The sequence below is a fragment of the Pseudomonas sp. IT-P258 genome, assembly GCF_949767825.1.
GTDB lineage: Bacteria > Pseudomonadota > Gammaproteobacteria > Pseudomonadales > Pseudomonadaceae > Aquipseudomonas > Aquipseudomonas monachiensis.
Genome location: NZ_CATKPU010000021.1, coordinates 192,407 through 218,448, shown reverse-complemented (window position 1 = coordinate 218,448; position 26,042 = coordinate 192,407). Strand labels below are relative to the sequence as shown.

Here is a 26,042-nt window from a genome sequence, read left to right as displayed (position 1 = left end):
CTGCGATCTTTTTAGAAATCACCCCAGAGTTGCTGGGCCACCGCCAGTGCAACAACCGGCGCGGTTTCGGTGCGCAGTACCCGTGGACCGAGGCGGGCGGCGTGGAAGCCGCTGGCCTTGGCCTGATCGACTTCGGCATCGGACAAGCCACCTTCCGGACCGATCAGGAATGCCAGACTTGAAGGTTTGGCATGGCTCACCATCGGCTCCGCCACCGGATGCAGCACCAGCTTCAATTCGGCTTCGGTCTGCTTCAACCAGTCAACCAGTAACAGCGGCGGATGAATCACCGGTACTCGCGAGCGTCCGCACTGTTCGCATGCGCTGATCGCCACCTGGCGCCAGTGCAGCAGGCGTTTGTCGGCGCGCTCGTCCTTGAGCCGGACTTCGCAGCGCTCGGTGAAGATCGGGGTGATTTCGGTGACGCCCAGCTCCGTGGCTTTCTGGATCGCCCAGTCCATGCGTTCGCCCCGGGACAGGCCCTGGCCGAGATGGATCTGCAGCGGCGATTCGATCTGCCCGGCGAAGCTTTCATCGATCTGTACCACGACACGCTTTTTGCCGACGTCGGCCAGCCTGGCGCGAAACTCCTGGCCCGAACCGTCGAACAACTGCAACGCATCACCCTCGGCCATGCGCAGCACGCGGCTGATGTAATGGGCCTGGGCTTCGGGCAACTCGTGCTCGCCGATGCTCAGGGGGGCGTCGATAAAGAAGCGGGACAGTCTCATGCGGGGTCTCTGTAATTCATGTATAGGTCTTATGGGCGTCTTCACGAGCAAGTCGGATCGCCGCACCGCCGCTCCCACAGGGGATTGCGGTCAACTGTGGGAGCGGGCTTGCTCGCGAAAGCTTCAGCCCTGACACCACAGAAACTCAGGAAACAAATCAGCCCGGATCACGGAACCCCGGATGGAAGTCCTTCGGCACCGCCACGCTGACGCTGTCACGGGTCGCAATGTCGATCCCTTCGCTGGCCACTTCGGCAAGGAAGTCGATCTGCTCCGGGGTAATCACATAGGGCGGCAGGAAATACACCACGCTACCCAGCGGGCGCAGTAAAGCACCGCGCTCCAGGGCATGCTGGAACACCTTCAGGCCGCGACGTTCCTGCCATGGGTAAGCTTCCTTGGTGGCCTTGTCCTTGACCATCTCGATGGCCAGCACCATGCCGGTCTGGCGCACTTCGGATACGTTCGGGTGATCGACCAGGTGCGCCGTCGACGAAGCCATGCGCTGGGCCAGGGCCTTGTTGTTCTCGATGACGTTGTCTTCTTCGAAAATATCCAGGGTCGCCAGGGCCGCCGCGCACGCCAGCGGGTTGCCGGTGTAGCTGTGGGAGTGCAGGAAGGCGCGCAGGGTCGGGTAGTCGTCGTAGAACGCGCTGTAGACGTCGTCTGTGGTCATGCATGCCGCCAGCGGCAGATAGCCGCCTGTCAGGGCCTTGGACAGGCACAGGAAATCAGGGCGGATGCCGGCCTGTTCGCAGGCGAACATCGTCCCGGTGCGGCCGAAGCCGACGGCGATTTCGTCGTGGATCAGGTGCACGCCGTAACGGTCGCAGGCCTCTCGCAGCAGCTTGAGGTACACCGGGTGGTACATGCGCATGCCACCGGCGCCCTGGATCAGCGGCTCGACGATCACCGCCGCGACCGTGTCGTGGTTTTCGGCCAGGGTCTGCTCCATGGCGGCGAACATGTTGCGCGAGTGTTCTTCCCAGCTCATGCCTTGGGGGCGCAGGTAGCAGTCCGGGCTCGGTACCTTGATGGTGTCCATCAACAGCGCTTTGTAGGTCTCGGTGAACAGCGGTACGTCGCCCACTGACATCGCCGCCATGGTTTCGCCGTGGTAGCTGTTGGTCAGTGTGACGAAGCGCTTCTTGTTCGGCTGGCCGCGATTGAGCCAGTAGTGAAAGCTCATTTTCAGTGCGACTTCGATGCAGGACGAGCCATTATCGGCGTAGAAGCACCGGGTCAGGCCTTCCGGTGTCATCTTCACCAGGCGCTCGGACAACTCGATCACCGGTTGATGGCTGAAGCCGGCAAGAATCACATGTTCGAGCTGGTCGACCTGGTCCTTGATGCGTTGGTTGATCCGCGGGTTGGCGTGGCCGAACACATTGACCCACCAGGAGCTGACCGCATCGAGGTAGCGCTTGCCTTCGAAGTCTTCCAGCCACACGCCTTCCCCGCGCTTGATCGGGATCAGCGGCAGTTGTTCGTGATCTTTCATCTGGGTGCAGGGATGCCACAGCACGGCGAGGTCGCGTTGCATCCACTGATTATTCAGGCCCATTTTCACTCTCCTGGAGGCGGTCCGTGACCAGCGCGGACAAACAATCGCGCAAGCCTATGCAATGCGTGCCACGGGGACAACCCATTGTGTCGAATGAGCTACTTTGTACAGGCCGATAGACGTTGCTGGCGGGCGTCTGAAGGCTGACGTATCCTTCGCCGTTCTTGAGCCGTCTGGCTCGCAAAAACTGCTGTTTTCCTCGTGTGATTCCGGAGTTCGCTGAATGTCTGTCGGTTGGCTGCGCGCCTGTGCGCTGGTGATGTTGGGGCTGTTCAGCGTGTCTGCGCTGGCCAAGGATAAAACCGCGATCGTGATCGGCGGCGGCCTGTCGGGCCTGACTGCCGCGTACGAACTGCAGAACAAGGGCTGGCAGGTCATCTTGCTGGAAGCCAAGTCGAGCCTGGGCGGTCGCTCGGGCATGGCCACCAGCGAGTGGATCGGCAACGACAAGGTCCAGCCGGTGCTGAACAAGTACGTCTCGACCTTCAAGCTGAGCACCACGCCGGCCCCTGAGTTCGTGCGGACCCCAGGCTACCTGATCGATGGCGAGTATTTCTCCGCCGCCGACCTGGCGACCAAACAGCCGGCCACCGCCGAGGCGCTCAAGCGCTTTGACAAGACCGTGGACGATCTGGCCCGCTCGATCGACGACCCGCAGAACCCGGCCGCCAACAATACGCTGTACGCGCTGGACCAGATCAACGTGTCGAACTGGCTCGACAAGCAGAACCTGCCGGCCACCGCCCGCCAGTTGATCAACCAGCAAATCCGTACCCGCTACGACGAACCTTCGCGCTTGTCGCTGCTGTACTTCGCGCAACAGAGCCGCGTCTATCGTGGCGTCTCCGATCGTGACCTGCGAGCTTCGCGCCTGGTCGGTGGCAGCCCGGTGCTGGCCCAGGCCTTCGTCAAGCAGCTGAAAACCATCAAGACCAGCTCCCCGGTCTCGTCGATCACCCAGGACAAGGACGGCGTGACCGTCAAAGTCGACAACGTCGGCTATCAGGCGGACTACGTGGTACTGGCCGTGCCACTGCGCGCCCTGAACAAGATCCAGATGACCCCGGCGCTTGACGCCCAGCACCTGGCGGCGATCAAGGGCACCAACTACGGTTGGCGCGACCAGATCATGCTCAAGTTCAAGACGCCGGTGTGGGAAAGCAAGGCGCGCATGTCCGGCGAGATCTACAGCAACGCCGGCCTGGGGATGTTGTGGGTCGAGCCTGCCATGAAGGGTGGCGCCAACGTGGTGATCAACCTGTCCGGCGACAACGCGCGGGTGATGCAGGCATTCGGCGACAAGCAGATGGTCGACCAGGTGTTGATCCGCCTGCACGCGTTCTATCCACAGGCGCGTGGTTCGTTCACCGGTTATGAAATCCGTCGCTACAGCACCGACCCGTCCACCGGCGGCGCCTACCTGGCCTTCGGTCCGGGCCAGATCAGCAAGTTCTGGCGCCTGTGGGAGCGCCCGATTCAGCGCGTAGCCTTCGCTGGTGAACACACCGATACCCTGTACCCGGGCACCCTGGAAGGCGCGCTGCGTACCGGTCAGCGTGCAGCCAGTCAGGTTGAAGACCTGGCGGCGGGCAAGTCGTTCGAACCGGCGAAAGTGGGTCCGGCTGCCGCAGCGGCGGGCGCTGGTGCGGTGGTGGCGAAGAAAGGCAATTTCTTCAGCAACCTGTTCGGCGGCTCCGACGACGAGAAGAAGCCGGAGCCGGTCAAGGCGCCAGAGCCGGTAGCGCCGGCAACTCCGGCACCTGCTCCGGTACCGGTTGTTGCACCGGCTCCGGTCGAAGCACCGAAGCCAGTAACCCCGGCAAAAGCCGAGCCGGTCAAAAAGGCTCCGGCGAAACCGGCTGCCAAGACCGAGGCGAAAAAAGCCCCGGCCAAGGCACCGGTAAAGAAGGCCGAGCCAGTGAAGAAGCCAGTGGCTAAACCCGCGGCGACTCCGACAACGGATGCCAAGGCGTAGTCAGCCCTGGGATAAAAAAACGCGGCGCAAATGCCGCGTTTTTTTATGCCCGGAGAAATCTGGGCACACAATCGAATAAACCTTTGGCAGGAAGTGTTATTGAGTTGGGCTACATTTTTGTACACACATTGGCCTTTAATCTTTTCTTAACTCATCTGTTTCAGACTCTTGATCGTATTTCTCGATATTTCAAAGCAAAATTTTCCGCTTTAATTCGATAGATAACTCGATAGTCTTGGGCCAGCACTTACAGGGATCTAGGCAATGCAGCTACGTAACTCTACCTCCCGCTACGGCTGGGTCAGCATCGTCATTCACTGGGTGGTGGCACTGGCGGTCTTCGGTCTGTTCGCGCTTGGGCTGTGGATGGTCGGGCTCGATTACTACAGCACCTGGCGCAAAGACGCGCCGGACCTGCACAAGAGCATCGGCCTGGTGTTGCTGGGTGTGATGCTGCTGCGGGTGCTTTGGCGCTTCATCAGCCCGCCGCCACCGACCTTGTCCAGCTACAGCCGCATGACGCGCCTCGGCGCCAGGTTCGGCCATGGATTTCTCTATCTCAGTCTGTTTGCCGTGTTGATTGCCGGTTACCTGATTTCCACCGCAGAAGGTGTCGGTATCCCGGTATTTGGCTTGTTTGAAGTCCCGGCGCTGATATCCGGACTGCCGGACCAGGCAGATACCGCTGGCGTGATTCACCTCTATCTGGCGTGGGTGCTGGTAATTTTTTCCGGCCTCCATGCGTTGGCAGCATTGAAGCACCACTTTATCGACCGTGATGTGACCCTCAAGCGAATGCTGGGTCGCAAAGCCTGAAGTTCAACCTCGACTCCAAAGGAAAACAAAGCATGTTGAAAAAGACTCTGGCCGCCCTGGCAATCGGTTCGGCCCTGTTGTCCGCCGGTAACGTAATGGCCGCTGACTATGTGGTCGACAAAGAAGGCCAGCACGCCTTCGTTGACTTCAAGATCAGCCACCTGGGCTACAGCTTCATCACCGGTACTTTCAAGGACATCGACGGCAAGTTCAGCTTCGACGCTGCCAAGCCTGAAGACAGCAAGATCGAGTTCAACGTGAACACCGCCAGTGTGTTCACCAACAACGCCGAGCGTGACAAGCACATCGCCAGCAAAGACTTCCTGAACGCCAGCAAAGCCACGTTTGTGTCGACCAGCGTCAAACCCACCGGCAAAAACGCCGCTGGCAAGGACACTGCTGACGTGGCTGGTGACCTGACGATCCTCGGTGTAACCAAGCCAATCGTGGTCAAGGCCACGTTCCTGGGCGAAGGCAAGGATCCATGGGGCGGCTACCGTGCAGGCTTTGAGGGTACTTTCAGCCTCAAGCGTTCCGATTTCGGCAAGCAGAAAGACCTGGGCCCATCGTCCGATGCGGTTGAGATGTACGTGACCTTTGAAGGTGTAAAAGCGAAGTAATGCTGAGACCGTAGGAGCTGGCGCAGGCTGCGATCTTTTCAGAATCAAAAGATCGCAGGCTTCGCCAGCTCCTGCAAAAGCAATTCGCGGCACAAACAAAAATGCCCTGATCGCGAGATCAGGGCATTTTTTATTTCAGCGATAACTCAGCGATTGCGGGTCAGCAACGCTGGTTTTTCACCACGAGGACGGCTTGGCAGTTGATCCAGCTGCTCAGGTGTCGGGAAGCGGTCAGCCTTCGACTCCTTGTGCATGATCTTCGGCGCGGGACCGCGCGGGTTCTGTACGGCAGGCTCCGAACGCGGCTGGTCGTCACGGGCCGGGCGGCGATTGCGCGAGTCTTCGCGGCGGGCCTGGCCGTCGCGCGGTGCGCCACTGCGAGGACCGCTACGCTTGGCCGGTGGGGTGCCAGTGCTGGCGCCATCGCTGTTGCGTGGACCGTTCTGGCGACCTTGTGGCTTGCCGGAACGTGGAGCGCCCGAACCTGCCGCGGTGCCCTGTGCCGGAGCGCCCGGACGGCGACCACGGCCTTGAGCCGGCTTTTGCTGTGGCACGTAGTCGACGCGGTTACCGAAGTTATCCACATCGTCGTCCAGGAACTCGTCCGGGGCACGGTCAGCGGCGGCACGAGGAGGCTGCGACGGACGCTGTTCGCGAGCCGGAGTGCCTTCACGTGGTTTTTGCTGACGGGCCGGGCGCTCACCGCGTTCGCCGGCCGGTTTTTCCTTGCCCTTGTCCTTGCCTTTGTCCTTGCGACCACCGCCGCCACCGCTGCCATTCGGACCGTCGCCGCGCGGGCCACGTGGATTGCGTGGGTTACGCATGTCCGGACGCTCGCGCACTTCAGGCTTTTCCGCCTCGATGGTGCTGGCATCGAAGCCCATCAGGTCGCCGTCGGCGATTTTCTGCCTGGTCATGCGTTCGATGCTTTTCAGCAGTTTTTCTTCGTCCGGGGCTACCAGCGAAATCGCCTCGCCCGAACGGCCGGCACGGCCGGTACGACCGATACGGTGCACGTAGTCTTCATCGACGTTCGGCAGCTCAAAGTTGACCACGTGTGGCAACTGGTCGATGTCCAGGCCGCGAGCGGCGATGTCGGTGGCGACCAGGATGCGCACGGTGCCGGCCTTGAAGTCGGCCAGGGCTTTGGTGCGGGCGTTCTGGCTCTTGTTGCCGTGGATCGCGACGGCGCTCAGGCCGTGCTTGTCCAGGTACTCGGCCAGGCGGTTGGCGCCGTGCTTGGTGCGGGTGAACACCAACACTTGTTCCCAGGCGCCAGCGGTGATCAGGTGCGCCAGCAGCGAACGCTTGTGGCTGGCCGGCAGGCGGAACACGCGCTGTTCGATGCGCTCGACCGTGGTGTTCGGCGGCGTGACTTCGATGCGTTCCGGATTGTGCAGCAGCTTGCCGGCGAGGTCGGTGATGTCCTTGGAGAAGGTCGCCGAGAACAGCAGGTTCTGGCGTTTGGCCGGCAGACGGGCCAGGACCTTCTTCACGTCATGGACGAAGCCCATGTCGAGCATGCGGTCGGCTTCGTCCAGCACGAGGATTTCCACGTGGGACAGATCGACGCTGCCTTGGCCGGCGAGGTCGAGCAGGCGGCCAGGGCAGGCCACCAGCACGTCTACGCCACGGGACATGGCCTGAACCTGCGGGTTCATGCCGACACCGCCGAAGATGCAGGCGCTGACGAACTTCAGGTCACGGGCATAGACCTTGAAGCTTTCATGCACTTGGGCTGCGAGTTCGCGAGTCGGGGTCAGGACCAGGACGCGCGGTTGGCGCGGGCCGTGACGCTGGGATTTGTCCGGGTGACCGTTGGGGAACAACCGCTCCAGAATCGGAAGGGCGAAACCGCCGGTTTTACCAGTACCTGTCTGTGCCGCGACCATCAGGTCGCGACCTTGCAACACGGCGGGAATGGCCCGCTGTTGCACCGGAGTAGGCTCGGTATAGCCCGCTGCCTCGATGGCGCGGACTAAAGCCTCGGAGAGACCGAGGGAAGCAAAGGACATGAGTAATCCTGTTCTAGTTAGGGCTTGGCCCAATGGGAGTCTTGCCTGGCGCGAATCGCGTTTAAGAGGACGCAATCCCGTCCGGTCCTGCTGGGTCTCGAAGGCTCGTCTGCAAGCGCTCGCGCGGGCTGAAAGCTGCGCAGTAGCGGGGTTGAGATGCCTTTAACGATTCCGAGCGTCCGGGCGTGAGCCTGGCGGGAAGGCCGGAGTATAACAGAGCAATCACTGCGCGCCGCTTTCCTGCTGCTCAACGGTTTTTTCCGTGGCAACCGTGGCCTTTTCAGTCTTCACGCTGGCTGCCGGTTCCGCGCCGTAGCGGGCACTCAGTTCAGCGTAGGCGGGCTCACGTTTGAAACGCTTGAGTTCGGCGCCGAAACGCTGCACCAGCAGATCCATGCCCGCATTGCGCCGCACGGCGAGAAACTGGCTTTGCTGGCTGATGATCGTGGGGTTTTCGGTGATCTTGTCGCGGATGCCCAGTTCGTCGAGCAAATGCTGACCGACCCGGCGGTCGGTGATCAGCAGGTCAATCCGTCCGCGCACCAGTTTGCCGAAGTTGGCTTCATGGGTAGGGGCCGGCTCGCGGGTGAAAAACGTCGAATCGCTGAAATCCTTGCTGTAAAGGTAACCCGGCGAGGTGCCAATGGTCAGGCCTTGCAAGTCATCGAGGGTGCGAAACGGATGGGGCCGTTCATTGGCGTAGAACATCACGAACTGGACTTCAGACAGGGGTTCGCTGGGGTAGAGCAGGGTCGCTTCGCGTTCTTCGCTGTGAAAGATGTCCAGCGCGCCGTCGGCCTGGCCTGTCTCCAGCATCGACAGGCAGCGTTTCCATGGCAGGAACTGCCACTCCACTTCGATGCCCAGGCGCTTGAAGACAATGGCGGTGGTTTCGTAGTCCAGGCCCAGGGATTTGCCGTTGTTGTCTTCGTATACGTAGGGCGCCCAGGGTTCCGTGACAATGCGCAGCTTCTCGCCCCGGGCGGTGAGGCTCAGGCAAGTGAAGACAAGCACGGCGATTAGCTGCGTGATCAAAGGCATGGGCTGAGATTACGACGAGAAACCGGAAAGAGCCAGAAACTGACCGCAGATGCTCTAACTCCGTGGATTGCCGCACATTAATAGTGCGTTGAAAGCAAAAGATCGCAGCCTGCGGCGGCTCCTACAGGGAATACACATTTCTCTGTAGGAGCTGCCGCAGGCTGCGATCTTTTAATCGTGCTTTAACGACTTTTAACGCGGCAACTTCAGGTTGTTCCACACCGCCAGGCTCGCTTCAGCCTGGTTCAGGGTGTAGAAGTGCAGCCCTGGAGCGCCACCCTGCAGCAGTTGTTCGCACATCTCGGTGATGACCTGTTCGCCAAAGCGTTGAATGCTCTGGGTGTCGTCGCCGTAGGCTTCCAGTTGCTTGCGGATCCAGCGCGGGATTTCCGCACCGCAGGCATCGGAGAAGCGCGCCAGCTTGCTGTAGTTGGTGATCGGCATGATGCCCGGCACGATCGGGATGTTCACGCCCAGCGCCCGCACGCGTTCCACGAAGTAGAAGTAGCAGTCGGCGTTGAAGAAGTACTGGGTGATCGCACTGTCGGCGCCAGCCTTGGCCTTGCGCACGAAGTTGGCAACATCGTCTTCGAAATTGCGCGCTTGCGGATGCATTTCCGGGTAAGCGGCGACTTCGATGTGGAAATGATCACCGGTTTCTTCACGAATGAATTCAACCAGGTCATTGGCGTGGCGCATTTCACCGCTGGCCATGCCCATGCCCGAAGGCAGGTCACCGCGCAGGGCGACGATACGCTTGATGCCGGCGGCCTTGTACTGGGCCAGCAGGCCACGCAGGTCAGCTTTGCTATCGCCCACGCAGGACAGGTGCGGAGCGGCAGGGATTTTGACTTCGCTTTCGAGCTGCAACACGGTGTTCAGCGTGCGATCACGGGTCGAACCGCCGGCGCCGTAGGTGCAGGAGAAGAAATCGGGGTTGTAGGCGGCCAGCTGGCGAGCAGTGGCCAGCAGCTTTTCTTGCCCAGCATCGGTCTTCGTAGGGAAGAACTCGAAGCTGTAGCGACGATCTTGGGACATGGGAATACCCTTGAAAACGCGTAAGCCTGTGAGGCTTGCACATCCCATGTGGGAGCGGGCTTGCTCGCGAAAGCAGTGGGTCAGTCGACATTAATGTTGAATGATAAATCGCTTTCGCGGGCAAGCCCGCTCCCACAGGGAGAGCAGGCAGCAGATCCGATCAGTAGCGGTAAGCGTGCGGCTTGAACGGACCTTCGACGGTCACGCCGATGTAGTCGGCCTGGGTCTTGGTCAGTTGAGTCACAACGCCGCCGAAGCCGCGAACCATTTCCAGGGCCACTTCTTCGTCGAGTTTCTTCGGCAGTACTTCAACGGTCAGGCGCTCGGCTTTCTGGGCTGGCGACAGGTCGGCGTACTTCTGGCCGAACAGGAAGATCTGCGCCAGAACCTGGTTGGCGAACGAACCGTCCATGATGCGGCTCGGGTGGCCGGTTGCGTTACCCAGGTTAACCAGACGGCCTTCGGCCAGCAGGATCAGGTAGTCGTCGTTCTGCGGGTCGAAATCGCCAGCGCCGGTACGGTGGATCTTGTGAACCTGCGGCTTCACTTCTTCCCATGCCCAGTTCTTGCGCATGAAAGCGGTGTCGATTTCGTTGTCGAAATGGCCGATGTTGCAGACAACAGCGCGCTTCTTCAGGGCTTTGAGCATGTTTGCATCGCAAACATTGACGTTACCGGTGGTGGTCACGATCAGGTCGATCTTGCCCAGCAGTGCCTTGTCGATGCTTGCTTCAGTACCGGTGTTGATACCGTCGATGAACGGCGAAACCAGTTCGAAACCGTCCATGCAGGCTTGCATGGCGCAGATCGGGTCGACTTCGGAGACTTTGACGATCATGCCTTCCTGACGCAGGGACTGGGCCGAACCCTTGCCCACGTCGCCGTAGCCGATGACCAGCGCTTGCTTGCCGGACAGCAGGTGGTCGGTGCCGCGCTTGATCGCATCGTTCAGGCTGTGACGGCAGCCGTACTTGTTGTCGTTCTTGCTCTTGGTCACCGAGTCGTTGACGTTGATGGCCGGGATTTTCAGCTCGCCCTTGGCCAGCATGTCCAGCAGGCGGTGAACGCCGGTGGTGGTTTCTTCGGTCACGCCGTGGACGCGGTCCAGAACGGCTGGGTACTTCTTGTGCAGCAGTTCGGTCAGGTCGCCGCCGTCGTCGAGGATCATGTTGGCATCCCAAGGCGCGCCATCTTTCAGGATGGTTTGCTCCAGGCACCATTCGTACTCTTGTTCAGTCTCGCCTTTCCAGGCGAAAACCGGGATGCCGGCAGCGGCGATGGAAGCGGCGGCCTGATCCTGAGTCGAGAAAATGTTGCAGGACGACCAGCGCACTTCGGCACCCAGGGCAACCAGGGTTTCGATCAGCACGGCAGTCTGAATGGTCATGTGGATGCAGCCGAGGATCTTCGCGCCCTTGAGCGGTTGCTCTTCGGAGTACTTGCGACGCAGACCCATCAGGGCCGGCATTTCGGATTCGGCGATGATGGTTTCGCGGCGGCCCCAGGCAGCCAGGGACATGTCGGCGACTTTGTAGTCGGTAAAATCTGCAGGCGTGATAACAGCGCTCATGAAGAGCCTCCATTCGTAATGTATGCGAATGGGCGCCGTTGTGCGTTTAGTGTCCAGCCACTGAAGGCCAGGCAACGCCCCATCCGAGCCTGACAGGTCGAACCTGCTGCAGCGCCCCTCGGACAGGTGGCGGGAAACGGTATCAAGTAGAGGTTACCGTTTTGAAACGGTGGCGATTATAGCGGGCTCTGCCGATCTTCCAAAGCGTTTCTGTCGGTCAATGTCCGAACGGTAATCGAGACCATAGACGACGCTCAATAGAGCTCTAGGTCGGGCTCTGCCATGATGGTCAGCATCATTCGGCAAGACGCTCAGGAGTGAACATGAATTTCCACACCCGCAAATGGGTAAAACCCGAAGACCTCAACCCCAACGGCACGCTGTTCGGCGGCAGCCTTCTGCGCTGGATCGACGAAGAGGCGGCGATCTACGCCATCGTCCAGTTGGGCAACCAGCGTGTGGTCACCAAGTACATCTCCGAAATCAACTTCGTCAGCGCCTCGCGCCAGGGCGACATCATCGAGTTGGGCATTACCGCTACCGAGTTCGGTCGCACCTCGATCACCCTGACGTGCGAAGTACGCAACAAGATCACCCGCAAGAGCATTCTCACCGTTGAAAAAATGGTGTTCGTGAACCTCGGTGAAGACGGCTTGCCGGCACCTCACGGCCGGACCGAGATCAAGTACGTCAAGGATCAGTTCAAGGATGATGACGTCGGCTCGTAAGACGAGCCCCGTAGGAGCTGCCGCAGGCTGCGATCTTTTGATCTTGATTTTAAGCAGTCAGTGATGACGCCAGGATCCAAGTCAAAAGATCGCAACCTTCGGCAGCTCCTACCGAACGTAACTTGATCGGCGCGTGTCGTAGCTAAATAGCCCGCCACCGGTTGCGCATCCCATGAACTCGGCACAAGACGGCAAGACCCCGAACCTTTCGGCGCAAGAAGAGCACGAAGTCGAAAAGAGCCAGCCACCCCGCGCCGCGGTGCTGCACGAGATCATCCGTACCCAGGGCGATCAGGAACTGGACCGCAGCATTGGCGCGTTGTGGTGGTCGGCGCTGGCGGCGGGGTTAACCATGGGCCTGTCGCTGATGGGCATGGGGTTGCTCAATTCGCGTCTGCCGGATGGCGAAGGGTTCAAGGTGATCGCGAGTTTCGGTTATTGCGCCGGTTTTCTCGCGGTGATCCTGGCCCGCCAGCAGCTGTTCACCGAAAACACTCTGACCGCCGTGCTGCCGGTAATGACCAAACCGACGCTGGCCAACTTCGGCCGGCTGCTACGACTGTGGGCGGTGGTGCTGGTCGGCAACCTCTGTGGCACCTTGCTGGTGGCGTACGTGATGCTGGAACTGCCGATTTTCGACAGCAAGACCGATGTCGCCTTCCTCGATATCGGCCGCAAGGTCATGGAAAACCACGCCAGCCAGATGTTCGCCAAGGGCATCATTTCCGGATGGATGATCGCCACCATGGTCTGGATGATCCCGTCCATGGAGAGCGCCAAGATGTGGATCATCATCCTCATCACCTACTTCATGGCGCTGGGGGATTTCACCCACATCGTGGTCGGTTCGCTGGAGGTTTCGTATCTGGTGTTTGCCGGCGAGCTGCCGTGGAGTGATTTCTGGCTGGTGTTCGCCGGGCCGACGCTGGTGGGGAACATCATCGGTGGCAGTTTTATTTTCGCGCTGATCAGCCATGCGCAGATTCGCAGCGAAACCGGGGCTGCCCCTCCGGACAAGAAACGAAGCGATGATTCGCCATGAAGAGCCTATGTTCGTACGGCACGGGTGGTAACCGGCTACCACCTTTGCAGTTGCTGCGTGAGCCACGCTGGTGCACGGGCTGACTGGCGAACTCTGCGTACAGGGCCCGCTTCTCGATCAAGGACTCGATTAATGGCCACCCCCTCACTCCCTCCGCATTTGACCGCCCTGTTGGCGGTCGCCCGAAAGATTCAAACGCTGTTTGCCGCCCGCTCCTCATTGCAGGTGGTTGCCGCCCGTGACCTGCAGAAGACTCTGCGCTGCAATTATCCGCAATTGGTGATTACTGACAGCACCCCGGTACTGATGTCACCGCATTACGAATATGTCGATAGTACGGTCCGCAAAACGCGGTTCAGCCGCTCCTCCATGACGGATGAACTGATCAACCGCTTCGTCGATGACAAGCTGGTTGATTACAGTGAAGGCCAGGTCATTACGGATCAGCCCGATGCGCAACCTGTGGTGCCGGGCGCACTGAAGAACTTCGATGCCCAGACCGCCGTCAATGCCGGTGGTACCCGTTTGACCCAGCTTTGCCAGCAAGCGTTGCTGGATGACTGGAGCGAACTGTCGGAAACCGCGCAATCACGCTTCGAACTTCTGGCTGCACTGCTCAAGGAGGCGCTCAGGGACGTGGCCCGCCAGACACCAACGCTCAATGCCAAGCAGCAACAGATGATAGCGGACGTCCTGCTAACGCCGGATAACAACCTGCGCACAGGAGCGACCCGTGCGTATCTGATCGATCAATGGGGCAAGCAGGGCGGCGAGCAGTTTGAGCTGCTCAGGGGCATGGTGCTGGTATCAACTCAGGACGCTACCACCGACGTCGTCCTGTTTACCCTGGCTGCGGGTATCGAGGTGTTTGCTTCCCTGGCCGCGCTGGGGGCGGCGTTATTCAATCGTATGACCGGACTGTCGCCCGAGAGCTTGATGCAATGGCGCTTGTTTGAACCCGATACAAACATTTTCGACGGTTTCGCCTTGACCTTTCTGGTCAAGCAACTGGCCGACCTTGAATACGCTGTCGCCCATGGCCGTGGCTCACCCTATTGGAGCGCGGCCTTGCTGGACCGGGCTCACGAGTTGGCGACCGGTGACTTTGACAGCCTTGATCTCAAGCCACATAGCGACCTGCAACGACTGTACGCGGCCATGCCACTTTGGCTGAAACAGGCCAATCGTGAAGTCCGTGGCTTGTTCAGCGAGTACTTCGAAGCGCTGGGCACGCTGTTCAAACGGGCGGACTGGAAGTTCTTCAACGACGGCTTGCCATCGATTCTCGATTACACCCGGGAAAAGCTCATGGACAAGTATCCACAGCCCGAGACGCTCAAGCCCGATGACGTGATGATCACCATTCATACCGTCAGGGGTGTTTCCGCGGCAGGCGGTTTTCCGGTGAGAGTCATCACCACTTTGCTCCATGTCGCCCTGGAAAATCTCGGCGGCCTGCCGGGCAGTTCCATCACCCTCAAGCGCAGGGACGGCAGCGCGGTGCCCTCATGGATGACGCCCGATACCATCAAGCAGTGGATCAGCGATCTCGATATCGGCCAGAACTATCCCGCCCTTATTGCCTCCTCGCTCAAAGATGACGCGGTTGAAGTGAGCTTGCGGCGTCGTCGCTTTCTCCAGCAATTGCGCATTGAGTTACCCATGCTCGCCCTGGAATTGTTTGCTCGCGGTCAGGCGGGTTTCACGCGCGCCGCCTACCAGATGGTCGTGGCGGTCATGAGCAAGCGGGCCGAGGATCGCTACGTGGCACAGAAGGCTATCGTGTTGCGACCGCTGACGTTCAAGGCGGGTGCCTTGAGCGAACCGGACAGCGTGACGAACATGTTTGTGATCGGTCCCAAGGATTTCGATCAGGGGCCGCAAATCCTCTACTGCCCGATGAGCGCAACGAAGTTGCAGGCATTTTTCAGTCATCAGGCATTGTTCGAGGCCATCAAGCGACCTGGTCAGTTGCAGCAACAGGTCCTGGCCTGGATGAGCGAGACTGGCCGTGCGACTTATCAGGCTGGCGGGTTCCAGGATCCCCACTTCAACAGTATCGATGGCCTGACAATGTTGATCGACGCCATGACCAGCAAGCCGGCCCAGCTTGGGCGCGAGGAGGTCGAAGGCGACTACGGTGATCACCTTTATAAAAGTCAGGTCCAGGCGCTTATGGAACAAGCGGACCGGCAGTCGGTGTCCAACAGCGAAAACCGCTGGGCGCGCCGCAAGGAGGGCTTGTACCTGGGGCTGAACAGTGTCATGCCGTTTGTCACGGGGCCGCTAGCGGCGGTGGGCTGGTTGTTGGTGGCATGGGACGTTCAACAGCAAATCAATATGGTCCGCGGCAAAAAGGCAGAAGGCAAGGAGGTGGCCATGGCCGGTTTCCTGATGAACATGGCGTTGGTGACGGCGCATTACTCGCGCACAAACATCGAAAGCCCTCTGGATGAAGCGTCCTCCAGCGAAACTCAGGAAACGTCGCAGGGCGCCAGGATCATTGAAGCAGAAGTAACGCCGGGCGAAGCAATTACTCCCGTCGTCGCATCAGACAATCCCCAGGTGCTGGCGCCGCAAACATCCGTCGCGGGCGGCTTTTGCATGTCGACCGCACGGGTCGACTATGGCTGGATAACGCCCTCCAGTCGATTGACGGCCTCCCAGGAGGCCAGCCTGAACACCTTTACGGTATCCGAACCCCAACGAGCCGAGTCGATCAGCAGCGGCTTGAACACAGGGTTGCATGATGCCCTTGGCCAGTTGTATGTCCGGGTCAAGGATGACTGGTTCAAGGTGACGAGGTTCTCCGAAGGGGTTCGGATTGCGTCGGCAGAGGGCGATGGGCGTCCGGGACCTTGGCTCAAGTCCAATGGCCGGGGGGGATGGATGCTGGACCTGAGACTGCGCTTGCTCGGGGGGAGCTCGGGCGTACAGGCGTCGACCACTGCTCAGGCGGGCGTTGAACTCAAGGCGCGATTTGATGAGCTCTATGCCGAATTCGACGGACAGTCCGCGGTGGAGGTGAATACGCAGGAGGCGCTCGGTAACGTTCAAGACCCTGCAACGGGTATCAGGCAGCTCAGCGGTGAGTTCGCCAGGGTTGAAACCTTGGGAGGCCGGGCGAAACAACTGTTGGAGTTGCTCGAACAGCGTCGTCGGTTTGAAGTCGTGAGCGGGTTTTCGACGTTGCGCAGTGCATTCCTTGGCCGGCAGATCCATTGCCTGCGCAAGCAAATCGAACTCAAGACGGCACTGCGGCAATTACGTTATACGGAGTTGGGCGGGCCGCAACAGGATATCAGCGTCCTGAGCCTGAGTGATTTTGGCCGTACGTCCATCACCTCACAAAACCGCCTCGCCCTGTTTCAGTTGGGCAAGCTTCATGAGCAGGTCATCGGCCTCCATCGGCAAGCGTATCTACTGCTTGGGCAGATGCGAAAAACGGCCGTTACCGGCGATGCTCAACTCAGCGAACTGGACGTCGCCCCCTGGGCTGACCAGGGGGCGATGGTCGCCTGGCAAGAAGCCGGTTTGCGCCCGAAAATGTTGTATTGCCTCAAGCAATCCACGGTAGGGCAGGCCCTGGAAAAGTTGGTGCAGATCACACTGCTCTGCCAGGTGAAGCTCTCGACCTATCGACGGTTGCAGGGCGCAGAACGCCCGGAATTGGAGACGCGGATTCGGGTGATGAATGACGTGATCGACGCACTTGCCTGGGCCGATGTCCGGCTGGGCAGACTGAGCGAAGCGTCAGGCGAATTTTTAGACCAGGCCGCATTCAATGACTTTCGAAAATACCTGCAGCAATTGCGTGGAAATGTCCTGAAGGATGTCCTCAAGCAATATGCGCAGCGTGCAGGTGAAACGCGGAAAAAGCAGTTCGCCAGGCAAACGCTCAGGGTCCAAAGCCGTGAGTGGGGGGCGCTTATCGGCGAAAAGTCACTCAATCCTGACATTGGCGATGCTGTGACCTTTACCGATCCCTACAGCCGGCGGGTCTACGCGACCTTTGAAAAAATCACGACATCCGGCCAGGTGGACTGGAGGTTGCGCCGAGTGCCAGGGGGGGCCGCATCGAGTGCCCTGCACTACCTCAGGGCGGCTGAACTCAAGCAACTCGGAGAGCGCCGCAAGGAACGGCTACCGACCCTGGAAGCCAATCTGCGCCTGGCGCCACGCACTATCAGGAGGGAACTTGAGACATTGGCCGAAAGCATGCTGGAACTGCGCGAGCACTTTGCAGGTGAAGAGCCGATCGACAAGCAGTGGCACCAACAGATGACTGACCAGGCCAACGACTTGAAAAAACTCGCCCGTGAGGCGTATGCACGTATGGTGCTGGCCCGTGAACCGACGACGGCGGGGGTCGAGGACCTGTTGGCCGAGGGCGTCATATCAATCAAGGAAGTACCCGGTAGCGGTATCGTATCGGGCGGAGGCAGGGCGCCGCTGTTTCGCTGCTTCTATATCAGCAAGGTGGCCCCCTCCGGCGACGCCGTGACACCCCCGCAAATCATCTGGTTCGCCCACTTTCGCTATCCTGCAGGCACCGTCAGCCGCAGTGGCGTGGACTTTTCCAAAGCCTATCTGCGCCGTTACGCCGATCCCTATCTGAGCTTCGAGCAACGTTTGGGCGAGGCCCGTGATCTGGAGCGACGGCTGAGCCTGATGCGCTCCACCCTTGACCTGAAATCGGCGCAACAACTGTTTTTCAGTCAGGAACCTGTGAGCTGAAAAGCCCGACCCTTTAGTTGCCTTGACCCGCGGGACTGAGCCTGGGCGTGTTGCCGGATTCAGCCGGTTGCATTGATCGGGCTGGTCGCGCGGCGTTGTCGATAGATGAAATACAACGCGGTCAGTACGGTCAGCCCGCTGACCAGCGCGCCGGTCCAGGGCAGGTCTGCCAGGTCGGCGCCGCTGGCCACCACCAGCCCGCCGATCCAGGCGCCGGCCGCGTTGCCCAGGTTGAAGGCGCTCTGGTTCAGGGTCGAACCCAGGTTCGGTGCTTCGTGGGCCTGGTCGATGATCAGCAGTTGCAGGATCGGGCACAGGGCGAAGGCAAATGTCCCCCACAACACCAGCGTGATCGCCGCCGGGATCACCGAATGGCTGGTTTGCGTGAAGGCCGCCAACACCACCAGAACCGCCAGCGCCATGCCCACCAGAGAAGGCAGCAAGCGGCTGTCCGCCAGACGACCACCGAGCATGCTGCCGGCGGTCAAGCCAACACCGAACAACAACAGCATGATGGTGACGCCGTGGGGGCTGACACCGGTGATGTCCTGCAGGATCGGCGCAATATAGGTGAACACACTGAACAGGCTGGTCGAGGCCAGCACGCTCATGCCCAGGGCCAGCAGCACGTTGGCCTTGCCCAGCACCTTGAACTCGCTGGCCAGGTTGGCTTTATCCATCGCAATGTTTTTCGGCAGCCAGACCCATTGCGCAATCGCCGCCAGAACCCCGATCACTGACACCGCCCAGAAGGTCGAGCGCCAGCCGGCGTATTGCCCGAGTGCGGTGCCCAGTGGCACGCCGAGCACGTTGGCCAGGGTCAGGCCGGTGAACATCATGGCAATCGCCTGAGCCCGTTTGTTGGGGGCCACCAGCCCGGCAGCCACCACCGAACCGATGCCGAAAAATGCGCCGTGGCACAGTGCTGTGATCACGCGTGCGGCCATCAGCGTGGCGTAGTTCGGCGCCAGTGCACAGAGCATGTTGCCGAGGATGAACATCAGCGTCATGCCCAACAGCGTGGCCTTGCGGGGCATGTTGGCGGTGCCGACCGCGAGGATCGGCGCACCGAACACCACGCCCAGGGCGTAGCCGGTGATCAGCAATCCGGCATCGGGAATACTCACGCTGAGGTCGCGGGCGACATCGGGCAAAAGACCCATGATGACGAATTCAGTGGTGCCGATGCCGAAGGCGGCAACAGCGAGGGCAAGCAAAGCGAGTGGCATGCGCAAGGTCTCTGTCGGTAGTCTTGACGCTGTGATCAGGCATACGCAGGCCGACGACCGTTCTCGATGAGAGCGGGCCGGGCAGAATTTTTTTGGAATTAGTCTGTGCGCAACTGAGTGCGGCGTGGTCGCTTGCAGTATAAACAGACACTGAAATATGGCGAATCAATTCTCTGCACCCCAACAAGGATCGTGGAGACAACAAAAGGAGTGGGTCGTGCTTGCGACTGCGTTGGTGTTGGTGGCGGCGCTGTTGCATGCGGCGTGGAATACCCTGATCAAGTTCAGTGCCGAGCGACTGTTGGTAGTGGCCTGCATGGACAGCGTGGCGCTGCTCTTTGTCGTGCTGATGTTGCCGTTCCTGAGTGTGCCGCCGCTGGAGATCTGGCCGTGGATCCTGGCATCGGCGGCGTTCGAGTTGCTCTATCGCTATTTGCTGATCCAGGCCTATCGGGTCGGCGACCTCGGGCTGGTCTATCCATTGATGCGCGGCCTCTCGCCGTTGGTGGTGCTGGCGCTGACGCTGATCTTTGCCGGGGAAGTGCTGACCCATCAGCAGATTTTCGGCATCCTGCTGATTCCGTTCGGCATGTTGTGTCTGCTCTGGCAGGGCGGCGGCGGAGCGCGTTTGCCGTGGTCAATGTTGCCGGTGGTGGCACTGATCGGCCTGTGCATCGGTTGCTACACCTACATCGACGGGCAGGCATTGCGGCGCTGGTCCCATCCACTGGATTACCTGGTCTGGGTCACCTTGCTCAGTGCCTGGCCTTTTCCGCTGTTGGCATTGGTGCGCAAACGGCCTGCGTTCATGTTGTTCTGGCGCGAGCAGTGGCGACTGGGCCTGGCCGTCGGGTTCTGCGTGTTGTTCAGCTACGCTCTGGTGCTGTGGGCGATGCAATTGGGATCGATTGCAGAGGCAGCGGCGTTGCGCGAGATCAGCGTAATCCTGGTGGTACTGTTTGGCATGCGTTACCTCAAAGAACCTTTTGGCGGGCCGCGCCTCTTAGCCTGTGGGCTGGTGCTGATCGGTATATTGATCATGAAATTTTGACTGTTCTGAAACGTGAAGAAGGGACTGCTTTATGACGGTTGCTCTGTGGTGCATTTTGATTGCGATCTTCCTGCCATATCTGTGCACGGGTGTCGCGAAGGTCAGTGGCGGGTACAGACTGAAAGACAATCATGATCCACGAGGGTTTCTCGATTCCCTGGAGGGGTTGGGCAAGCGGGCGAATGCGGCGCAGTTGAACAGTTTTGAAGTGACGCCAGCGTTCGCAGCCGCGGTGATCGTGGCGCACCTGGCGGGCAACGCCGAATTGGTGACAATCAATGTTCTGTCGGTGTTGTTCATCACCAGCCGTCTGCTTTACATCATTTTCTATCTGACGGACCTGGCGACGCTGCGGTCGTTGATGTGGTTGCTGGGGATGGGGTTGATCGTGAGTTTCTTTGTGGCGTCGGTTTAAAGGCAAGATCAAAGGATTGCAGGCTTCGCCAGCTCCTACCGGGTGTCGAATGTGCCTGTAGGAGCTGGCGAAGCCTGCGATCTTTTGACGTTAAAGTTTGTCCGCCACCTGCGGCACTTGCGGTAGCACTGCACCTTTGGGCCAGAGCATCCAGATCTGTCCCTGCTGTTTCATGTCCCCGGCCAGTTGCCCGGCCGCATCGCCGGTACCCCAGAACAGATCTGCCCGAACCTCGCCGGCAATGGCGCCGCCAGTGTCCTGCGCTGCCACGGGGCGAACCAGGGCCGTGCCGTCCGGTTTTGTAGTGGACAGCCACAACAGACTGCCCAGCGGAATCACCTTGCGATCCACCGCCGCGCTGTAGCCGGCGGTCAGCGGTACGTTCAGCGAGCCGCGCGGACCTTCATTGCTGTCCGGGTTTCGGGTGAAGAACACGTAGCTGGGGTTGCTGCCGAGCAGTTCGGGAATGCGCGAAGGATTGGCCTTGGCCCAGGTGCTGATGGCGCCCATGGTCACGTCTTCTTTTTTCAACTCGCCCTGTTCCACCAGCCAGCGGCCGATCGGTCGATACGGATGGCCGTTCTGATCGGCGTAAGCGATGCGCAGCTGGCGACCATTGTCGAGCTGGATACGACCCGACCCCTGGATTTGCAGGAACTGCAGGTTCATCGGGTCGGTCAGCCAGGCCACGACCGGCGCCTTGACCCCTTTGCTCTCGATGGTTGCCGCATCGTCGTACGGCTTGAGCACGCGACCTTCGAGTCGCCCGCGCAGGCGCTTGCCCTTGAGTTCCGGGTAAATGCTGTCGAGGGCGACGATGATCATGTCTTCGGGGACGCCATAGACCGGGACATTGGCAGCGCCGGTCTGGGTCAGGCTCCCGGGATAGACCGGTTCGTAGTAGCCGGTGATCAGGCCGTTGGGGTTGTCGTTGGCGGCGCGCAGGCCATAGACATCGAGGTTCTGCTGGAGAAAACCGCGAATGTCGCTGGCGGTTTGCGGCACGTTGGCAGCCGCGGCGCAGGTGCCACCCCAGACCGGGTCCGCCTTGAGTCGGGTGCAGGCGCTGCGCCAGGAGCCGAAACCGGCGACCAGATCGCTGTCGGACACCGCCGGCAGTGCTTCCCATGTGGCGCTGGAGTAGGTGGCCAGGGCGTGGGTTTTCGGTTGTTGTTTGTCGCCACCGGTGCAGCCTGCGAGCAGGGCCACCATCGGCAGGGTCCAGGCCAGGCTGTGACGCCATGCCTTGAAACGGCTGTTCATGGAGTGATTCCTTTGCCGGTTGCCTGAGCGCTCCATGTGCTCAAGCAACCCTTGTTGATAATAGGGCTATTGGTCTTTGCCGATGACGCGAGGATACTGGCCGCCGTTTCCCGTGACCTGAAGCCACCATGACTCTTAAAAGACTTTCTGTTGTATTGCTGGCCTGCCTGACGCTGTCCGCTTGTGGCGGTATCGACCCCAACTCGCCGCTCGGCCAGCGCAAGGCCATTTTCAAGCAGATGCTCAAAACTGGCGAAGACCTGGGCGGCATGTTGCGTGGACGCATTGCGTTCGATGGTCCTAAGTTCGCCGAAGGCGCGGTGAAGCTCGATGCGTTGTCCCGTGAGCCGTGGCAGCATTTTCCGCAAGTGCGCGAAGAGGATCACACCAGCGCCAAGAGCGATGTCTGGGAGCAACAGACACGTTTTCAGGCAATGGCCCGTGACCTTGAAGGCGCCACCGGTGAATTGGTGATTGCCAGCCAGGTCCAGCCCTACAAGGCTAGCAATCTGGGGCCGGCGGTGCAGAAAGTCGAAGATGCTTGCAGTGCTTGTCATAAGGCGTTTCGGGATCATTGATTGGTGTTGCTCGGTCTGACGAAGGCTGCTTCGGCAATACCAAAGCTCTTTGTTCGTTATCCGTTCTTACTTATCCAGCTCATCCAATGCGTTCTGCAATTCCTTACGGGCATCGGCGAGTTTGTCTTTGCGCTTGTTGATCTTGTCGGGGTCGCCTTTGCTCATGGCCTTGTCGAGGTCCGCCTGACGCTTGCTGACTTCGTGCTTGGCGTCGAGCACCTTGTTTTCCCGTTCCTTCTTCAGCGAGGCGTCGGTGCAGTTGGCTTCGACTTCGCTCAGGGCCTTTTCCAGCCCGGCCTGCTGATCGGCATTGCCGTGGACCTTGGCCAATTCGATCTGGTTGACGATACCTTGCTTCTTGGCGGCGCAACCGGTCAGCCCCGGCGCTTCCTCGTCCGCCATCAACGGGGTGGCCAGCACGCTGCAAAGGGTCAACAGGGCGAGCGGTGAAAGAAGTTTCATAAAAGCTCCATGTAGGAAAGCAAGCAGACCGGTGTGGCAATGGCTTGTTGGAGCCCAGCGGTCTCCTGGGGTTCCCGGTGGGTGCAGGGTCGACCGCTAAAAGCCGTCAATCCCCGCATCACGTAACGTTTCACTCAAGGCCAGAACCTGCGGATCGCGGAAAAAAGCGTTCAGTTGCGCTGCGCGCCCTGGCCCGATATCGGCCACGGCCCGCCATTGTTCGATGTCGCGCCGGGCCAGTGCCTGCCATGAGTCGCCGAGAGGCGCCTGGCCTGTCGGCGGTAATCCCAAGGCTTTGAGCCAGTGTATAAACGGGCGTTGCCGGGCCTGGCTGAAGCTGTCCGCAAGGCGAAGCGCACTGCGCTCGCCGAAACCGTCAATGGTAGCAAGCTCTTGGGCATCGAGGGTCAACCAATCCAGCAGACTGTTCAGGCGACCTGTTGCAAGAAGTTTTTCCCAAGTCCCCGGACCCACATTGGGCAGCGCCAGGCCCTGTTTGCTGCTGAGCCAGGTCAGGCGCGCGAGGAACTGGCTCTCGCAGCCTGGAGTCGGTTGCCAGCAACTCAATGAATGAAAGTCCTCTGCCAGGGGTGCGTTCAATTCGGCGCGCTCGCTGCTGCGCAATACAACGCTATCGAGCCTGGGAATGGTCAGCCCGGCCAGGCTGATGGCAACCTGATCACCCGGGCGGATGTCCAGCGTCTGCCAGCGTTGCAACGAACCGACGCTGACGTGTTTGATCTGCCGGTCATCGAGCTTCACCGGGGTCAGTTCAAGTACCGGAGTGATCCGCCCGGTCCGGCCGATTTTGAAGTGAACCTGGCGGACTTCGGCCAGTGCCTTGGCGAAGGGGTATTTCCAGGCAATGGCCCAGTAGGGTGACCTGGCCTGCCAGCGTTCGGCGGCTGGGCGCTGGTTTTGACGCAGGACCACACCGTCGCTGGCAAAGGGCAGGGGGGAGCTATACCAGTGTTCGCGCCAGCGTTCGGCATCGATGACTGAAGTAATTGGCTGGCTGTATGCCGTGGTATTCGGGAAGCCCAGCGCAGTCAGCGCCGCGGCACGCTCGGGCACGCTCGACGGCCCTTGGGGCCAGTCCCAGACAAACAAGTCGATGTTGGCGGCCTGTTTGGCGCTCAAGACCTTGCGCGCCATCAGGCCGGCCACCGAGCCGCGGGCATTGAGGCTGCCGGCCCGGGCCTGCACATGATCGGTCAGGCGCCAATACAGTTCGCCTTGCACGATCAAGTCCCGGGCCTGCGATAGCCGTTGCGGGATGGCCGGAATCAGCCGCGCAGGAACCGTCCAGTCCTGACCGCTCTGGCCGTCACCACGACTGATTGCCTGGGCCAACAGGCCGTTGCGGTAAACCAGGGTCACCGCCACACCATCGATTTTAGGCTGGACCCAGACGTCCACCCGGTCACGCAGCCATTTTTCCACGGCGGGCCGATCGTGCAGCTTGTCCAGGCCGGTGTGGACGATGGGGTGGGGCAAGGTGCCGCGCGCGGTGCGCAAGGGGTCTGCGGACGGGCTCAGGTTGAAGCAGTGGCGCCATTGGGTGAGTCGCGCGCGGGACTGGTCGTAGAGTTCATCGGCGACCAGTGAACGTCCCAGGCGGTGATAGCTGTCGTCCCAGAGGTCGATTTGCTGTTGCAGTTTGTCGACTTCGTTCCGGGCGCGTTCGGGTGGCCAGGCCGGGCACTCGGCGGCGCTGGCGGTCAGATAGGTAAAGGTCAGTAGAACGGCGAAAAACAGGCGCAGGTCGGGAAGCATCTTGAGCGTCCTTGCTCGGTGAGGTGCGTGAAGGCTAGGTCAGTATGGGGTGGCGCGCAGAGGGGTGTTTTTGCCGGGTATTTCCGGTAGCTGTGCTGGCCACTTCGCGAGCAGGCTGCGACGCGGTGTAAAGCGAATCCCAATAAAAAAGCCCCGCAGGGCGCGAACCGTGCGGGGCTTCGGGTGTTGCGGGGAATCCTTACAGGCCGGCAGCAGAACGCAGGGCGTCGGCGCGGTCGGTTTTTTCCCAGGTGAACGTGGTGAAGGTGTCGTCACCCACGGTCTTGGTCGCCGGGGTGCGACCGAAGTGGCCGTACGCAGCGGTTTCCTGATACATCGGGTGCAGCAGGTCGAGCATGGTGGTGATCGCGTATGGGCGCAGGTCGAATACTTCGCGGACCAGTTTGACGATCTTGTCGTCGCTGATCTTGCCGGTGCCGAAGGTGTTCAGCGAGATCGACGTCGGCTGGGCAACGCCGATGGCGTAGGACACCTGGATCTCGCAGCGCTCGGCCAGGCCGGCAGCGACGATGTTCTTGGCCACATAACGACCGGCGTAGGCCGCCGAACGGTCAACCTTCGATGGATCCTTGCCGGAGAACGCGCCACCGCCGTGACGGGCCATGCCGCCGTAGCTGTCGACGATGATCTTGCGACCGGTCAGGCCGCAGTCGCCCACCGGGCCGCCAATGATGAACTGGCCGGTCGGATTGATGTGGAACTGGGTGTCCTTGCTCAGCAGTTCGGCAGGCAGCACGTGCTTGACGATCAGCTCCATCACGCCTTCGCGCAGGTCGTTGTACGACACTTCAGGGTTGTGCTGGGTCGACAGAACGACGGCGTCGATGCCGACAACCTTGCCGTTTTCGTAACGGCAGGTCACTTGCGACTTGGCGTCCGGGCGCAGCCAGGGCAGCAGGCCGGATTTACGGGCTTCGGCTTGCCTTTGTACAAGCTGGTGCGAGAAGGTGATCGGTGCTGGCATCAAAACGTCGGTTTCATTGCTGGCGTAGCCGAACATCAGGCCCTGGTCGCCGGCGCCCTGATCTTCAGGCTTGGCACGGTCGACACCCTGGTTGATGTCGGGGGACTGCTTGCCGATGATGTTCATCACGCCGCAGGTCGCGCCGTCGAAGCCGACGTCGGAGCTGGTGTAGCCGATGTTGGTGATCACGTCACGAACGATCTGCTCCAGGTCAACCCAGGCCGAAGTGGTGACTTCGCCGGCGATGATGGCCACGCCCGTTTTCACCAGAGTCTCGCACGCCACACGGGCGAACTTGTCTTCAGCAATGATGGCGTCCAGCACCGCATCAGAAATCTGGTCGGCGATTTTGTCCGGATGCCCTTCAGACACGGACTCGGAGGTGAAAAGGGAGTATTCGCTCATC

General features: G+C 60.4%; 20 protein-coding genes and 1 riboswitch. Of the genes, 9 read left to right on the top strand and 11 right to left on the bottom strand.

Going from position 1 to position 26,042, the window contains the following annotated elements; genetic code table 11:
* Nucleotides 1-11: 11 nt before the first annotated feature.
* The gene (locus tag ACM6G4_RS08215; protein ID WP_414913454.1) at nt 12-731 is read right to left on the bottom strand and encodes a 16S rRNA (uracil(1498)-N(3))-methyltransferase; all 720 of its coding nucleotides are present in this window, start codon (nt 729-731) and stop codon (nt 12-14) included.
* 157 nt (nt 732-888) lie between these two features.
* On the bottom strand, nt 889-2,295 hold the full coding sequence (locus ACM6G4_RS08210; RefSeq protein ID WP_056726518.1) for an adenosylmethionine--8-amino-7-oxononanoate transaminase: 1,407 nt from the start codon (nt 2,293-2,295) through the stop codon (nt 889-891).
* A 223-nt stretch (nt 2,296-2,518) separates the two neighbouring features.
* Between ACM6G4_RS08210 and ACM6G4_RS08205 the strand changes: the two genes are divergently transcribed.
* From ACM6G4_RS08205 to ACM6G4_RS08195, 3 genes are all read left to right on the top strand, one after another.
* A complete protein-coding gene (locus ACM6G4_RS08205; protein ID WP_414913453.1) occupies nt 2,519-4,270 on the top strand; it encodes a flavin monoamine oxidase family protein in 1,752 nt (583 codons plus the stop codon).
* Between the two features lie 264 nt (nt 4,271-4,534).
* Nucleotides 4,535-5,086: a cytochrome b gene (locus ACM6G4_RS08200; protein WP_414913452.1), complete on the top strand. Its 552-nt coding sequence runs from the start codon at nt 4,535-4,537 to the stop codon at nt 5,084-5,086.
* Nucleotides 5,087-5,118: 32 nt separating this feature from the next.
* A complete protein-coding gene (locus ACM6G4_RS08195; protein ID WP_015097179.1) occupies nt 5,119-5,706 on the top strand; it encodes a YceI family protein in 588 nt (195 codons plus the stop codon).
* A gap of 146 nt (nt 5,707-5,852) precedes the next feature.
* On the opposite strand, the gene ACM6G4_RS08190 is transcribed toward ACM6G4_RS08195, so the two are convergent.
* From ACM6G4_RS08190 to ahcY, 4 genes are all read right to left on the bottom strand, one after another.
* Nucleotides 5,853-7,721 carry a DEAD/DEAH box helicase gene (locus tag ACM6G4_RS08190; RefSeq protein ID WP_056726521.1) on the bottom strand — a complete coding sequence of 623 codons (1,869 nt, stop codon included), beginning with the start codon at nt 7,719-7,721 and terminating at the stop codon, nt 5,853-5,855.
* 222 nt (nt 7,722-7,943) lie between these two features.
* Nucleotides 7,944-8,762 (bottom strand): substrate-binding periplasmic protein, encoded by an 819-nt coding sequence (locus tag ACM6G4_RS08185; protein WP_414913451.1) that lies wholly within the window; start codon nt 8,760-8,762, stop codon nt 7,944-7,946.
* Nucleotides 8,763-8,954: 192 nt separating this feature from the next.
* On the bottom strand, nt 8,955-9,800 hold the full coding sequence (gene metF / locus ACM6G4_RS08180) for a methylenetetrahydrofolate reductase [NAD(P)H] (RefSeq protein WP_056726523.1): 846 nt from the start codon (nt 9,798-9,800) through the stop codon (nt 8,955-8,957).
* A gap of 160 nt (nt 9,801-9,960) precedes the next feature.
* The gene (gene ahcY, locus ACM6G4_RS08175; protein WP_056726524.1) at nt 9,961-11,370 is read right to left on the bottom strand and encodes an adenosylhomocysteinase; all 1,410 of its coding nucleotides are present in this window, start codon (nt 11,368-11,370) and stop codon (nt 9,961-9,963) included.
* A gap of 23 nt (nt 11,371-11,393) precedes the next feature.
* A riboswitch (S-adenosyl-L-homocysteine riboswitch) is annotated at nt 11,394-11,496 on the bottom strand.
* Between the two features lie 197 nt (nt 11,497-11,693).
* Here ahcY and ACM6G4_RS08170 point away from each other — a divergent pair.
* The 3 genes from ACM6G4_RS08170 (at nt 11,694) to ACM6G4_RS08160 (ending at nt 17,877) form a co-directional block, all read left to right on the top strand.
* The gene (locus ACM6G4_RS08170) at nt 11,694-12,098 is read left to right on the top strand and encodes an acyl-CoA thioesterase (protein ID WP_056726525.1); all 405 of its coding nucleotides are present in this window, start codon (nt 11,694-11,696) and stop codon (nt 12,096-12,098) included.
* 172 nt (nt 12,099-12,270) lie between these two features.
* Entirely contained in the window at nt 12,271-13,140 is an 870-nt protein-coding gene (locus ACM6G4_RS08165) for a formate/nitrite transporter family protein (RefSeq protein WP_414913450.1), read from the top strand.
* A 132-nt stretch (nt 13,141-13,272) separates the two neighbouring features.
* Nucleotides 13,273-17,877 carry a dermonecrotic toxin domain-containing protein gene (locus tag ACM6G4_RS08160; protein ID WP_414913449.1) on the top strand — a complete coding sequence of 1,535 codons (4,605 nt, stop codon included), beginning with the start codon at nt 13,273-13,275 and terminating at the stop codon, nt 17,875-17,877.
* 59 nt (nt 17,878-17,936) lie between these two features.
* Here ACM6G4_RS08160 and ACM6G4_RS08155 read toward each other — a convergent pair whose 3' ends face one another.
* A complete protein-coding gene (locus tag ACM6G4_RS08155) occupies nt 17,937-19,106 on the bottom strand; it encodes an MFS transporter (protein WP_414913448.1) in 1,170 nt (389 codons plus the stop codon).
* A 217-nt stretch (nt 19,107-19,323) separates the two neighbouring features.
* Between ACM6G4_RS08155 and ACM6G4_RS08150 the strand changes: the two genes are divergently transcribed.
* A complete protein-coding gene (locus ACM6G4_RS08150) occupies nt 19,324-20,157 on the top strand; it encodes an EamA family transporter (RefSeq protein WP_056726528.1) in 834 nt (277 codons plus the stop codon).
* A 31-nt stretch (nt 20,158-20,188) separates the two neighbouring features.
* Nucleotides 20,189-20,572, top strand: a complete 384-nt coding sequence (locus ACM6G4_RS08145) for an MAPEG family protein (protein ID WP_414913447.1) — start codon at nt 20,189-20,191, stop codon at nt 20,570-20,572.
* A 90-nt stretch (nt 20,573-20,662) separates the two neighbouring features.
* On the opposite strand, the gene ACM6G4_RS08140 is transcribed toward ACM6G4_RS08145, so the two are convergent.
* Nucleotides 20,663-21,835: a murein transglycosylase A gene (locus tag ACM6G4_RS08140; protein WP_414913446.1), complete on the bottom strand. Its 1,173-nt coding sequence runs from the start codon at nt 21,833-21,835 to the stop codon at nt 20,663-20,665.
* 128 nt (nt 21,836-21,963) lie between these two features.
* On the opposite strand from ACM6G4_RS08140, the gene ACM6G4_RS08135 reads away from it, so the two are divergent.
* Nucleotides 21,964-22,413 carry a c-type cytochrome gene (locus ACM6G4_RS08135; protein WP_056726531.1) on the top strand — a complete coding sequence of 150 codons (450 nt, stop codon included), beginning with the start codon at nt 21,964-21,966 and terminating at the stop codon, nt 22,411-22,413.
* Between the two features lie 66 nt (nt 22,414-22,479).
* Here the strand turns inward: ACM6G4_RS08135 and ACM6G4_RS08130 are convergent, their stop codons facing one another.
* The 3 genes from ACM6G4_RS08130 to metK all read right to left on the bottom strand — a co-directional run bounded on the left by ACM6G4_RS08130 (nt 22,480) and on the right by metK (nt 26,041).
* Complete coding sequence (locus ACM6G4_RS08130) at nt 22,480-22,875, bottom strand: DUF1090 domain-containing protein (RefSeq protein ID WP_056726532.1); 396 nt, start codon at nt 22,873-22,875, stop codon at nt 22,480-22,482.
* A 96-nt stretch (nt 22,876-22,971) separates the two neighbouring features.
* The gene (gene ligB / locus ACM6G4_RS08125) at nt 22,972-24,651 is read right to left on the bottom strand and encodes an NAD-dependent DNA ligase LigB (protein ID WP_414913445.1); all 1,680 of its coding nucleotides are present in this window, start codon (nt 24,649-24,651) and stop codon (nt 22,972-22,974) included.
* A gap of 199 nt (nt 24,652-24,850) precedes the next feature.
* Nucleotides 24,851-26,041: a methionine adenosyltransferase gene (metK, locus tag ACM6G4_RS08120; RefSeq protein WP_008050251.1), complete on the bottom strand. Its 1,191-nt coding sequence runs from the start codon at nt 26,039-26,041 to the stop codon at nt 24,851-24,853.
* Between the last annotated feature and the right edge of the window lies 1 nt (nt 26,042).